Genomic DNA, 12,170 nt, shown 5'->3' with positions numbered 1-12,170 from the left:
AGCCCCAGCTAGAATAAGTCATGGAAACACTCCTAAAACGCCAGAAGAGCTCCGTGCGACAGCACGCAATCAGAGCATCCGCGATCAGGATGCGTCTCCTCGAATCGCCAGGCTGCCAGGCTCTGATGTGCGGGATTGATTAAGCAGCCGGGCATTCCGCCGGGGCCAGTCACAAGTGACGGCCCCGGTTGCTTCCCCGACGGTCCGGAAGGCCGTCGTTCGACAAAAGAAGTCCCCTGCGAAAACGTGCTCAAGGAAAGTCACTCACGGGTCGGGATCTCCCCCTCCACCTGACGTACCGGGCTGCTGGCCTGCCCTATCAGTCGTCGAAAGGAGTCCGAAACCATGACCTCCCTGCACCGCGCCTCTTCCCGTACGAAGCCGTCTGCCGCCCGTTCCTACGCGTGGCTGCCGGTCGTCACCACCCTCGCGATCCTCGGCACCATCCTCATCCTCGCTCTCACCGGCAACGAGGCCGCCGCAGCCGCCACCGCCACCCTGGGAGCAGCGACCGGCACCGTCCAGATCACCGTGCACGTCAGACGCTGAGCCCCCGGCACACACACGGCGTTCTCACATCCTCACCGCGCGGGACGTCAGAATCCGGTGGCCTCGCGCAGCAGCAGCACGGTGCCGCGTCCGGGCTGCGGCTCGGCGTTGAGGACGAGCAGGCGGTTGACCGCGCTCGGCTGCCCGTAGACCGCCTGGGCGCGCACGTTCTCCAGGGGGAGGGCGTGCTCCTCGACACGGCGCAGTGCCGTGTCCAGATCGGGTACCACCTTCTGCGCCCCGACGACCCAGATCGCCTTCGCGGCGCCGCCGGCGGAGGCGGGCAGCTGGCTGCCGCTGCCGGAGGCGATGACGAGCGAGCCGGTCTCGGTGACGGCCGCGACGCTGGCGACGAAGACGTCGGGGGTGGCCACCATCCGGCGCATCCGGTCGGACTCGGTGGCGCGGTCCATCTTCAGCACGCGCGGCCGGACGGCGTCGTAGCGGTCGCCCGCCTCGATGTCCTCCGCGATGCCGGAGAGCCGAAGCGTCTCGCTGGCCCCGGTGAACACGCTCGCGCCCTCCGGTATCAGATCCTTGATGCGGGCGCGGGCCGCCGCGGCGTCGTCGAGCAGTTCGGCGGTGAAGCCGTTGGCCCGCAGCGCCGCGATCACCCGGTCCAGCCGTTCGGCGGACGCCGGTGCGGTGAAGTCGTCGGCCATCCCCTCGGCCGACGCGTCCGCCCCGCCGACGTCCGCTGCCCGACCGCCGGGGGCCGAACCCGCCAGCGGGGTGGTGTCGAGGTACCGGACCTCGTAGACCCGCTCGGCGAACCGCCATCCCTCCGGCGTACGCCGGTAAGTGTCGTGATAGACGGCGAAGTTCGTGCCTGAGCGGCCGTCGAGCAGGCGCGCGACCTCCTGCATGTAGGTGCGGCCGGTGGCGGTGTCGCCGTCGATCCGGATCGTGCCCGGGTGGCTGTTCTGCACGAAGAAGTCCCACTGGCTCTGCAGGCGTTCGCGTCCCGTGACAATCTCCTCCCGGCCGACAAGCTCGACCGGGATGTTGGGCATGCGCAGAACGCCGTCGGGGGTGAACAGCTCGGCGAGGCGAGCGCAGTCTCGCATCATCACCGCGTCGGTGAACTCGGCGCGCAGTGTGTCGATCTCGACTCGGTCGGCGATCTCCGCGAAGTCGTTCATGCTGAGTGTCCTGTCCTGTGGCTGGTGTATCGGGCTTCACCAGTACGACAACGCAGCCGCCCGAATGTGAGGCGAGCCGCCGATCTCGCGCTTCACCGCTCCAGGCCGGCTGTAGCCGACGCGCGACACAGAGTGAGAACTGGGCCTGTCCGGCAGCCCGCGACAGACCTCGTCGCCGGCCGTTCAATGGAGACGTGAGCACTCTGCGATCGCTTGCCGCGGCCGGGCTGACGGCGCTCCTTGGCGTCACCGCGCCCGGGCCTTCGCCGCCCCCGCCGCAGCCGCCGCCCCAGTTGGACGACGCGGATGTGAAGCGGGCCGTCGACCGGCTCGACGGGGTGGTCGAGGCGGCCATGAAGCGCACCGGAGCGTCGGGCGTGGCCGTCGCCGTCGTCCACGACGGCAAGGTGCTCCACCTGAAGGGGTACGGCGTGCGGAAGGCCGGCGAGAGGGCCGCCGTCGACGCCGACACGGTCTTCCAGCTCGCCTCCGTCTCGAAGCCGATCGCGTCCACCGTCGTCTCCGGAGCCGTGGGCGTCGAAGGCTGGAGCAAGCCCGTCGCCCCGAACGTGCCGGGCTTCCGTCTCAAGGACCCGTGGGTCACCTCCCACGTGACGGTCGCCGACCTGTTCGCACATCGCAGCGGCCTGCCCGACCACGCCGGGGACCTCCTCGAAGACCTCGGCTACGACCGCGCGTACATCCTCTCCCACCTGCGTTACGAGCCCCTTGAGCCGTTCCGCGCGAGCTACGCCTACACCAACTTCGGTCTGACGGCCGCCGCCCAGGCCGTCGCCGACGAGAAGGGCGTGCCCTGGGAGAAGCTCGCCGCCGACACCCTCTACAAGCCGGCCGGCATGAACTCCACCAGCTCACGCTTCGAGGACTACGCGAATTCCGCCAACCGGGCCTGGGGCCACGTCAGGACGGCGGACGGCACCTGGAAGACGGAGTTCGTACGGGACCCGGACGCGCAGTCCCCCGCCGGCGGCGTCAGTTCGACCGCCCGGGACATGGCGATCTGGCTGCGGCTTCAGCTCGCGAATGGCAAGCTCGACGGCAGGCAGATCATCGACGCCGAGGCGCTCGAGCGCACTCACTGGCCCGAGTCGGTCGCCAACCCGCCTCACGCCCCGGCCGGCCGGACCGGCTTCTACGGCTTCGGCTGGAACGTGAGTTACGACGACCAGGGGCGGCTCAGACTCTCGCACACGGGAGCGTTCGCGCAGGGCGCGCACACCAACGTCACGATGCTGCCCGGCGAGCAGCTCGGCATCGTCGTCCTGACCAACACCTCACCGGTGGGCGTCGCCGACGCCGTCGCCCTCGACTTCTTCGACATCGCGCAGACGGGCGAGATCAGCCGCGACTGGATCCCCCTCGTGGACGCGCTGTACCAGCAGGAGATGGAGGCGGGCCGGTCGAAGACCGACTACGCCCACCCGCCTTCCGACGCCGCGCCCGCGAAGGCCGCCGGCGCCTACACGGGCACGTACGAGAGCGACTACTACGGGCGGGCGCAGGTCGTCGCCGGTGCCGACGGCACCCTGACGCTCCGGCTGGGGCCGGAGCCCCAGACGTACCGGCTCACGCACTACGACGGCGACACCTTCAGCTTCCCGACCGCCGGCGAGAACGCCGTCGGTCTCACCGGGGTCACCTTCGCCCCGGACGGGAAGTCCTTCACCGTCGAATACCTGGACGCTGAGGGACTGGGTACGTTCACCCGTACCGACTCGGCGTCCAGATGATCCGTCGGCCGCCGGGGGGCGGGTCAGTCGATGTCGAGCGCTGTGCCGTACAGCCTGCCCACCTTCAGCCGGACGACCACCCGGCGTTCGGCGACCAGCTGCTCCAGGAACGCGGCTTCGTCCTCGGGCTTCGCGGCGTCCGGGATCCGGCCTTGACCCGGTCGGCCGTCGTCGAGAACCGCACCATGCGGGCTTCGGGGTCCCAGGCGTACAGCGTTCTCATCGTCGGCGTCCGTCACCACTGGCTGATGAGCGGCGTGTCCGGTTCGTGCCGCCGCCAGGCTTCGGTGACACGGGTGAGGCGAGTGGGGGCGGCGATGCCGCGTACGGTTGCGATCTTGCCGTGGGCGATGTCGAACGTCACGGCGCCGACGACCCGGTCGCCGAGCACGAAGAGGATGGCGGGGGCGCCGTTGACGAGGGCGTAGTGGACGGCGGGCGTGCCGCCCGCAAGGCGCCGTTTCGCGGGTGTGGCCTTGAAGCCGGCCCGTGCGACGACGGCGATGCGCTGCGCGGTGTCGTACCGCAGCAGCGTCGCGGTCAGGCCGGCGCCGTCGGAGATCGCGGTCGCGTCGTCGGTGAGCAGCGCCACCAGTTCCTCGGTGCGGCCCGAGGATGCGGCGGCGAGGAATTCCTCGACGATCCTGCGGGCGGCTGCCGGGTCGACTTCGCCGCCGCGGCGGCGGGCGGCGGTGATGCGGCGCCGGGCCCGGTGGAGGTGCTGCTGGCTTGCGGACTCGGTGATGTCGAGGATCCCCGCGATCTCGGCGTGGCTGTGGGAGAACGCTTCGCGCAGGAGGTAGACCGCCCGCTCCAGGGGTGACAGGCGCTCCATGAGGGTCAGCACGGCCAGCGAGACCGATTCGCGCTGCTCGAAGGTGTCGGCGGGGCCGAGCATCGGGTCGCCGTCGAGGAGCGGTTCGGGCAGCCAGGCGCCTACGGTGCGTTCGCGGCGGGCCTGTGCCGAGCGGAGCCGGTCGAGGCACAGGTTGGTGACGACCTTGGTCAGCCATGCTTCCGGCACCTCGATCCGCTGCCGGTCGGCGGCCTGCCAGTGCAGGAACGCGTCCTGGACGGCGTCTTCGGCATCGGCGGCGGAGCCCAGCAGCCGGTACGCCAGCGAGGCCAGCCGGTTCCGGCCGGCCTCGAACCGGCTGGTGTCGAAGCGATCAGTGGCGGTGCGGTCCACGCGGGTCCCCTGGAGCTAGGCGGCTGGTCGGCTGGTTCGGCTGGTGGCTGGTTCGGCTGGTCGGCTGGTCGGCTGGTCGGCTAGGCGACGGCGCTCTTGGCGGACGCGCTGGGCTCGGCGGCCAGGCGGTGCTTCCGCTTGGGCATCCCGAAGGTCGGGTGCGAGACGCCCCACAGCGAGACCTTGAGGATGCCCGCCTTGATCCGCGCGGCCTTCCGGCCGCCCACGTACTTCGGTTTCGCCTGCGCTTCGCCGTCGACCATCTGGAGGATGCCGTCCCGCCGCCCGAGGCTGATGTGGTTGCCGACGTAGACCAGCTTGGTGTCGGCGATGCCGCGGCCGGTCAGGCTTCCCACGATCGCGTCCGTGGCCTGCCGGCCGGTGTAGCCGGCCGAGGCACAGGACATCGGCAGGGGGCGGCCGTTGACGCCGATGGCGTAGGCGCTGTCGCCGGCGGCGTAGACGTTCGGGTGCGAGACCGACCGCATGGTGCGGTCGATGACGATCCGGCCGCTGTCGGTGACCTCCAGCCCGCCGGCGGCGGCGATGGGGCCGACCGCGAACCCGGCCGTCCACACGGTCGCGTCGGACGCCAGGGCGGTGCCGTCGGCGCACAGCACCCGTGTCGCTTCGACGGCTGCCACGCTGGTGTGCTCCAGGACGGTGATGCCCAGCCGCTCGCATGCCTGGCGCAGGTGGCCGCGGGCTCCGGCGGAGAGCCGGGCGCCCAACTCGCCGCCGGCGATCAGCGTCACGGACAGGCCGGGCCGGGACTCGGCGATCTCGGTGGCGGTCTCGATGCCGGTCAGGCCCTCGCCGACGACCAGCACACGCCCGCCTTCGCCCCGCCTGCCCAGGCCGTCCAGGTGTTCGCGCAGGCGCAGCGCCGAGGGCCGGCCGGCGACGTCGAAGGCGTGCTCGGCCACGCCGGGTACGCCGTGGTCGGCGACGTGGCTGCCGAGCGCGTAGAGAAGCGTGTCGTAGCCGAGGTCGCCGCCGCCGTCGGCGTCGGCCACGGTGACGACCTGCCGCTCGGGGTGCACGGCGGTGACGCGGGCCAGGCGCAGCCGTATCCCCGTGCCCGCGAAGACGTCGGTGAGCTTCCGGGCCTCGATCTCCTGGCCGGCGGCGAGCTGGTGCAGCCGCAGCCGCTCGACGAAGTCCGGCTCGGCGTTGACCACGGTGATGTCGGTGTCCGCCGGGGAAAGCCGGCGGGCGAGGTTCCCGGCTACGTAGGCCCCGGCATAGCCGGCGCCGAGGACGACGATGCGGTGCTTGCGGTGCTGCTTCATGTGTCGCTCCCGTCGGTTCGCTTGCTCCCGGTGACTTGAGCGGGACAGCGCCCCGATTGCTGACAGGAACCGCATGTGGCATGAGTCACAGGGCGACGGGTTCGGTCTGAGGCAGGCAAGGCCCCTGATTCGCTTTCGCGTCGAGTCCCCGGGCGCTGGTTCCCGGGTGCATCGAGTTGACGGGCCTCCTCGTCGGCGCGTACGAGATGCGCGGGGCGGAGTCTAGGCTGCGAGCCGTGAACACCCCTTTGACCTCCTGTTCCTGCTGCGGAGAACCCCTCACCGACGAGCGGCGCGTCGACGTCCGGTTCGGTCTCCCGGACGCGGCCCTCACCGCGCCGGAGGAGGCCCGGCACTTCCTGGGGCCGTCCGCTCTGCTCCGCGTGGACGGTGTCGGCTCCTTCCTGCGCTGCCTGCTGCCCGTCCGGCTGACCGGCGACACCGAACTGGTCGTGGGCACCTGGGTGCGGGTCGACGACGACACGCTCCGGCACGCCCACGCCGTGTGGGACGACCCGGCCTACGCGCGGCTGTCCCTGCGCGGGACGCTCGCCAACGCGATACGCCCCTGGGGGGACGCGCTGCTGGGCGCCCCGGTCACGGCCCGGGTCCGCGACCCGGAGGAACTGCCGTACCTCGTCGCCGGCCATGACCCGACGGCCGCCCGCCTGCTGGAGAACGTCTGGGACCGCGACCACGTCCTCAGCCGCTTCCCGCACGAGCTGCCCGTCGCCGTGCGCACCGACCTGGGGTCGCACTGGTCCGTCGAGCGCACCGCGGGTCTGACGGCGCGCTACGCCGACGGCGCGGACCATTTCACCGGGCCGGACCGAGGCGTGGCCGTCACGGTCTTCGAGGACGACACCCCGGATCGTGCTCCCGAGGACTTCCTGGCCGCGCTGCTCGACGGCGCGCCCGTCCCGCCACCGGACCAGCGGCTCACGGAACGCCTCCCGCAGGGGGTACGGCACGCCTTCTGGCTCACCCCGCGCGACCACGGCCGCGAGCGTCACGAACTCTGGGGCTTCACAGTGCCGGCCTCCGGCACCGCCGCCGGGGTGTTCTGCTCCCACCAGGCGCCGGAGGACCTGGCCTGGGCCCAGCACGTGTGGCGATCGCTGTCCTGGAACGACCCCGCGCAGAAAGGATCACCTGAGCACATCCGACTCCCGTAGAGGAGCGGGACGAAGTCCTCGGCAGCGCACTGCCGCACGGTCGGCCGACCGGAGGCGATCTCCTCGCGGCAGGCACTCTTGTCCCTTCATACGACCCCCCTCTCATCCGCCATGGAGAGACCCACCACTTTGTTGCAGATGAGAGCGTATCCGCCCTACGGTGTCGCACATGCAGTCCTACACCATCGGTCAGGCCGCGCGTCTGCTGGGCGTCAGCCCTGACACGGCGCGGCGCTGGGCGGACGCGGGCCGGGTCGCGACCCACCGCGACGAGAGCGGCCGCCGGCTCATCGACGGCAGGGCTCTCGCCGCCTTCTCCTCGGAGATCGCCCAGGCCGGTACGGGCGACGACGACGCGCCGTACACGTCGGCGCGCAACGCCTTCCCCGGAATCGTCACCGGGATCAAGCTCGACGACATCGCGGCCCAGGTCACGATCCAGGCCGGGCCGCACCGCCTCGTCTCCCTGCTCACCCGCGAGGCCGTCGAGGAACTGGGACTGGAAGTCGGCATGCAGGCCACCGCCCGTGTGAAGTCGACCAGCGTGCACATCGACCGCACCTGAACCGTACGACGTACAGACACCTCGGCCGTGGGCGCGACCGGCCGCTCGCTCCAGACGTTCCGCTCGTCCCCAAGGAGTTCAGATCCTGATGTCCCGCACCCCGACCGTCATCGGACGCCGTACCGCCGCCGCCGTCCTCACCGCGGCCCTGCTCGCCGCGCTCGCCGCCTGCGGCGACGACGACTCCGAGAAGGACACCGGCGCCTCCACGGCCCCCGGGGCCGAGAACGCCGTGCCGCAGGCCGACCTGACGGTCCTCGCCGCCTCCTCGCTCACCGATGTCTTCGAGACGGCGGCGACGGCGTACGAGAAGGCCCACCCGGGTACGAAGATCACCTTCTCCTTCGCCGGCTCGCAGGAGCTCGTCGCGCAGGTCTCCCAGGGCTCCCCCGCCGACGTTCTGGTCACCGCCGACACCAAGAGCATGGACAAGGTGAAGGCCGACGCCGGCACGCCGACGATCATCGCGAGGAACCGGCTCGTCATCGCCACAGGCAAGGGCAACCCCCACAAGGTCGACGAGCTGAAGGACCTCGCGGACGGCGATCTCAAGGTCGTCCTCGCCGCGCCCGAGGTGCCCGTCGGCAAGTACAGCCGGCAGATCCTGGACGCGCAGGGGATCGCGGTGAAGCCGGTCTCCCAGGAGCCGAACGTCCGCGCCGTGCTCAGCAAGGTCGAGCTGGGCGAGGCCGACGCGGGCCTCGTCTACAAGACCGACGCCGAGAGCGCCGCGGACAAGGTCGACGCCGTCCGGATCCCCGACGCGCAGAACGCCGTCGCCGAGTACCCGGCCGCCACGCTGAAGGACTCGGAGAACGCCGAGGCCGCCGCCGCGTTCGTGGCATGGCTGAGCTCGCCCGAGGGTCAGAAGATCCTCCAGGACTCGGGCTTCCAGAAGCCGTAGCCGACGAGGGCCGTCCGTCTCGGGAGCCGGAGCGGACGGACAGCCCCCTTTCCTCATGTCTTCGGGAACACAGTGATGCAATCACCTGGCATACGTAAGTCCGGCGGCCGTCCGCCCCTCATGCTGGCGCTGCCCGCGGTGGCGGCGGTGGCGTTCCTGGCCCTGCCCCTGATCGGCATCCTCGTGCGGACGGAGTGGGGTGAGCTCGCCGGCCATCTGGGCTCGCCGGGCACCGTCGAGGCGCTGCGGCTGTCCCTCCTCGTCTCCTTCTGGGCTCTCGGTCTGTCGCTGCTGCTCGGCGTGCCGCTGGCCTGGCTGCTCGCCAGGGTGCCCTTCCCGGGCAAGGCGTTCGTCCGCTCGCTCGTCCTGCTGCCGATGGTGCTGCCACCGACGGTCGGCGGGGTCGCGCTCCTGCTCGCCTTCGGCCGGCGCGGGCTGCTCGGGCCCTGGCTGGAGGACACCTTCGGCATCACGCTCCCGTTCCACACGTCCGGCGCCGTCCTCGCGGCCACCTTCGTCGCCATGCCGTTCCTCGTCATCAGCCTGGAGGGCGCCCTCGGCGGGCTGCGGCCGCGCTACGAGGAGACGGCGGCCTCCCTCGGCGCCTCACCGGTACGGGTGTTCTTCACGGTCACCCTGCCCATGGTGGCTCCCGGGGTCATCGCGGGCGCGGCTCTCACGTGGGCGCGGGCCCTCGGCGAATTCGGCGCGACCATCACCTTCGCCGGCAACCTGCCCGGCACGACACAGACCCTGCCCCTGCAGGTGTACCTCCTGCTGCAGGACGAACCGGAGGCCGCGACGTCCGTGTCGCTGCTGCTGCTCGCCATCGCCATGGCCGTGCTGATCGCGCTGCGCGGGCGGTGGACGGGCGCCCCCGCCGGTCGCGATCGGTCCCGGCGCAACGCTCCCCAGGCGGACCCGGACCCCGTCACGGCCGTGCCGCCACCCGACGTCCGCCGCCCCGCCCAGCCCGAGCAGCGGTGGCCCCTGCACGCCGACGTCACCGGCTTCACCCGTCTCACCCTGGACGCCGAACCCGGCACCACCATCGCCGTCGTGGGCCCCAACGGCGCCGGCAAGACCACCCTGCTGCGGGCCCTCCTCGGCCTCACCCCCCGCGCCCACGCCCGCCTCACCCTCGGGGAGGAGGACGTCACCGGCCTGCCCGCGCACCGCCGGCACGTCGCCTGGGTGCCGCAGGACGGGGCTCTCTTCCCGCATCTGACAGCGCTCTCCAACACCGCGTACGGACTGCGCGCCCAGGGCGTCCCGCGCGCCGAGGCCCGTCGTGAGGCGCGGCTGTGGCTCGACCGTCTCGGTGTCGGCCACCTCTCCCACCGCCGCCCGGCCCAGCTGTCGGGCGGGCAGGCGGGGCGTGTCGCCCTCGCGAGGGCGCTGGCCGCCCGGCCGCGGCTCCTCGTCCTGGACGAACCGCTCGCCGCCCTCGACCAGACCACCCGCGCCCACGTACGGCACACCCTGCGCGCCCACCTGTCCGGCTTCGGCGGCGTCTGTCTCATCGTCACCCACGACCCCGTCGAGGCCGTCTCGCTCGCCGACCGCGTCCTCGTGCTCGACGACGGCCGCGCCTTGCAGGACGCCTCGCCCGCCGAGGTCACCCGGCATCCCCGCTCCCCGTGGGTCGCCCGCATGCTCGGCCGCAACGCCTGGCCGGGCACGGCGACCCGGGAAGGCCTCGCCCTCGACGGGGGCGGCACCCTGGTCGCGGCCGAGCCGCCGCCGGCCGGCACCCCCGCCCTCGGGATCGTCGCGCCCGAGGCGGTGTCCGTCCACCGCGAGCGGCCGGCCGGCAGTCCGCGGAACGTCTGGCCCGGGACCGTGCGCGAGATCACCACGAGCGGCAGCAGACTGCGGGTCCTGATCACCTCCGACCAGGCCCCCGACCTCGTCGCCGAGATCACCCCTCAAGCCGCCGCCGAACTTGGTCTCGCCGACGGTGTGTCCGTCTGGACCAGCGTCAAGGCCACCGAGACGACGGTGGTGGCGCTTTGAGCGGTACCCGTCGGCGCCGCCCCGTGATCAGGCGGTCGCGAGGGAGATCTCGGTCGACTTGATCAGCGCGACGACGGAGGTACCGGCGCTCAGCCGCAGGTCCTCGACCGCGTCCCTCGTGATCGCGGCGGTCAGCTCACCGCCGTCGACCGAGACCTTCACCGAACCCATGGCGCCGCCGGTCGACACCTCGGTGACGGAACCCGCGAGCTGATTGCGGATGGAGATGCCGTCGACGGGCCCGGTCGCGAGGGCGACTTCGGTGGACTTCACGAGGGCCCGGACCGCGGAGCCCTCGGCCAGGCCGAGATCCCTGACGGCGTCGGCCGTGATCGCGGCGGTGATGTCCTGGCCGCCGGCCAGGCGCACCTTCACCGACGCCATGGCCTCGCCGGCGGTGACGTCGGTGACGGTGCCGGAGAGCTGGTTACGAATGGACAGGGTCATGGAAGCACGCCTCGCTGAGCGGTGGACGGAACGGTCATCACTTCTGTGGGCTGCATCATGGCCGACCGTACGGGCGGACGGATCCGGCCGGCGACACGCGTCGCGTTCGCCAGCCGGATGGACGCAGTCTCCTCGCGGCCCGGGCGTGAACCCGCGGCCGCCCTACTCGGGTTTCCATCCCCAGGCGGTGAGCATCCCGGCCGACAGTGCGGCGCATTCGTCGGATTCCAGGTAGTGGACCGCCGCGTCGACGGCCGCGTCGTCGACCAGGCCGGTGGCGAGCATCGCCCCTCTGCTCCGTTCCCATGTGTCGGCCCAGAAGCGGCTGATGGGACTGCCCGGCGTCAGCGGTGGCACGTGGATCTCGGCGGCGACCGGAACGAGCCCGGCCCCACGCAGCAGGTGCGGGTACGCCGGCACCTGGGAGACATCGGTGCCGATGGTGTCCCGCAGCCCCTGCCACATCGCCTTCATCACCGTCGTGTACGGCGTACCGGGCGCCCGCTCGCTCGTCAGGTCGACCGCGTCGCTGAGCACCAGCACTCCGCCCGGTGCGACGAGGCCGGCCAGGGCTGTGATCAGGCGGTCGCGTTCGGGCAGGTGCATCAGCACGAACCGCGCGTGCACGAGCCGGAACCGGCCCGGGGCGAAGCCGGGCGCGGTGATGTCGGCCTCCAGCACGTCAAGGCCGGGCACGCGCCGTTCGGCGAGGAATCGCACGTCACGGTCCACGGCGAGCACACTCGCCACCCCGGCCTCGTCCAGCAGCCGGCGCGCGACCGTGCCCGTGCCGGCGCCGACGTCGAGGCATCGCCAGCCGGGGCCGGCCCCGAGGGCCCGCAGCCGCGCCATGGTGAGGTCGTCGTAGGCCAGGGCACCGAAATCGATGCGCTCGCCCTCACCGGCCTGTCCGGGAGGGAAGACCGCCTCACCGTACCGGCCGCCGCCCGGCGCGTCCCCGCGCGCGGTGCCGGTCACGCCGCCGCCCGCGCGGAACCGGAGCAGGCGCGAAGGGGGTCGTCGTCGAAGAGTTTCATGGCCGGACCTCTTGAACGCGGTAGGGCGGTGCCGGGCAGCCCGTGCCGAGGCCGCCGCCCCCCGATCCTCCATCGGCGGCCGCCCGCGCGGCCGAGGCGCGCC

At 72.1% G+C, this 12,170-nt stretch carries 11 protein-coding genes and 1 pseudogene; 6 read left to right on the top strand and 6 right to left on the bottom strand.

The window, feature by feature from the left end:
- The first annotated feature begins 345 nt into the window (after positions 1 to 345).
- Positions 346 to 549, top strand: coding sequence for a hypothetical protein (locus AMK31_RS31205; protein ID WP_073944063.1), 204 nt, complete (start codon positions 346 to 348; stop codon positions 547 to 549).
- Positions 550 to 596: 47 nt separating this feature from the next.
- Here the strand turns inward: AMK31_RS31205 and AMK31_RS31200 are convergent, their stop codons facing one another.
- Positions 597 to 1,691, bottom strand: coding sequence for an LUD domain-containing protein (locus AMK31_RS31200; protein ID WP_073944062.1), 1,095 nt, complete (start codon positions 1,689 to 1,691; stop codon positions 597 to 599).
- 194 nt (positions 1,692 to 1,885) lie between these two features.
- Here AMK31_RS31200 and AMK31_RS31195 point away from each other — a divergent pair, with 194 nt between their 5' ends.
- A complete protein-coding gene (locus tag AMK31_RS31195) occupies positions 1,886 to 3,442 on the top strand; it encodes a serine hydrolase (RefSeq protein WP_073944061.1) in 1,557 nt (518 codons plus the stop codon).
- Positions 3,443 to 3,465: 23 nt separating this feature from the next.
- Here AMK31_RS31195 and AMK31_RS31190 read toward each other — a convergent pair.
- The 3 genes and pseudogenes from AMK31_RS31190 to AMK31_RS31180 form a co-directional block, all read right to left on the bottom strand.
- A pseudogene (locus AMK31_RS31190) lies at positions 3,466 to 3,656 on the bottom strand (PPOX class F420-dependent oxidoreductase); the annotation flags it as partial.
- A 21-nt stretch (positions 3,657 to 3,677) separates the two neighbouring features.
- Positions 3,678 to 4,631 carry a sigma-70 family RNA polymerase sigma factor gene (locus AMK31_RS31185; RefSeq protein WP_073944060.1) on the bottom strand — a complete coding sequence of 318 codons (954 nt, stop codon included), beginning with the start codon at positions 4,629 to 4,631 and terminating at the stop codon, positions 3,678 to 3,680.
- An 80-nt stretch (positions 4,632 to 4,711) separates the two neighbouring features.
- Positions 4,712 to 5,923, bottom strand: a complete 1,212-nt coding sequence (locus AMK31_RS31180) for an NAD(P)/FAD-dependent oxidoreductase (RefSeq protein ID WP_073944059.1) — start codon at positions 5,921 to 5,923, stop codon at positions 4,712 to 4,714.
- A gap of 236 nt (positions 5,924 to 6,159) precedes the next feature.
- On the opposite strand from AMK31_RS31180, the gene AMK31_RS31175 reads away from it, so the two are divergent.
- The 4 genes from AMK31_RS31175 to AMK31_RS31160 all read left to right on the top strand — a co-directional run bounded on the left by AMK31_RS31175 (position 6,160) and on the right by AMK31_RS31160 (position 10,583).
- Complete coding sequence (locus AMK31_RS31175; protein WP_158074560.1) at positions 6,160 to 7,098, top strand: DUF2199 domain-containing protein; 939 nt, start codon at positions 6,160 to 6,162, stop codon at positions 7,096 to 7,098.
- A 169-nt stretch (positions 7,099 to 7,267) separates the two neighbouring features.
- Positions 7,268 to 7,663, top strand: coding sequence for a TOBE domain-containing protein (locus AMK31_RS31170; RefSeq protein WP_073944057.1), 396 nt, complete (start codon positions 7,268 to 7,270; stop codon positions 7,661 to 7,663).
- 88 nt (positions 7,664 to 7,751) lie between these two features.
- Positions 7,752 to 8,567, top strand: coding sequence for a molybdate ABC transporter substrate-binding protein (gene modA / locus AMK31_RS31165; protein ID WP_073944056.1), 816 nt, complete (start codon positions 7,752 to 7,754; stop codon positions 8,565 to 8,567).
- 75 nt (positions 8,568 to 8,642) lie between these two features.
- Positions 8,643 to 10,583: an ABC transporter permease gene (locus AMK31_RS31160; protein ID WP_073944055.1), complete on the top strand. Its 1,941-nt coding sequence runs from the start codon at positions 8,643 to 8,645 to the stop codon at positions 10,581 to 10,583.
- 27 nt (positions 10,584 to 10,610) lie between these two features.
- Here the strand turns inward: AMK31_RS31160 and AMK31_RS31155 are convergent, their stop codons facing one another.
- Positions 10,611 to 11,030 carry a TOBE domain-containing protein gene (locus tag AMK31_RS31155; RefSeq protein WP_073944054.1) on the bottom strand — a complete coding sequence of 140 codons (420 nt, stop codon included), beginning with the start codon at positions 11,028 to 11,030 and terminating at the stop codon, positions 10,611 to 10,613.
- Between the two features lie 162 nt (positions 11,031 to 11,192).
- Positions 11,193 to 12,008, bottom strand: a complete 816-nt coding sequence (locus AMK31_RS31150) for a class I SAM-dependent methyltransferase (protein WP_073944053.1) — start codon at positions 12,006 to 12,008, stop codon at positions 11,193 to 11,195.
- Between the last annotated feature and the right edge of the window lie 162 nt (positions 12,009 to 12,170).

The sequence above is a fragment of the Streptomyces sp. TSRI0107 genome (assembly GCF_001905845.1).
Taxonomy (GTDB): domain Bacteria; phylum Actinomycetota; class Actinomycetes; order Streptomycetales; family Streptomycetaceae; genus Streptomyces.
The sequence above is the reverse complement of the archived record's forward strand: the minus strand, read 5'-3'. Positions and strand labels throughout refer to the sequence as shown.

Bases quoted from the DNA above. Each gene is read 5' to 3' on its own strand.
- AMK31_RS31205 (WP_073944063.1), top strand. From the start codon at position 346: ATGACCTCCCTGCACCGCGCCTCTTCCCGTACGAAGCCGTCTGCCGCC.
- AMK31_RS31200 (WP_073944062.1), bottom strand. From the start codon at position 1,691: ATGAACGACTTCGCGGAGATCGCCGACCGAGTCGAGATCGACACACTG.
- AMK31_RS31180 (WP_073944059.1), bottom strand. From the start codon at position 5,923: ATGAAGCAGCACCGCAAGCACCGCATCGTCGTCCTCGGCGCCGGCTAT.
- AMK31_RS31170 (WP_073944057.1), top strand. From the start codon at position 7,268: ATGCAGTCCTACACCATCGGTCAGGCCGCGCGTCTGCTGGGCGTCAGC.
- modA (WP_073944056.1), top strand. From the start codon at position 7,752: ATGTCCCGCACCCCGACCGTCATCGGACGCCGTACCGCCGCCGCCGTC.
- AMK31_RS31160 (WP_073944055.1), top strand. From the start codon at position 8,643: ATGCAATCACCTGGCATACGTAAGTCCGGCGGCCGTCCGCCCCTCATG.
- AMK31_RS31155 (WP_073944054.1), bottom strand. From the start codon at position 11,030: ATGACCCTGTCCATTCGTAACCAGCTCTCCGGCACCGTCACCGACGTC.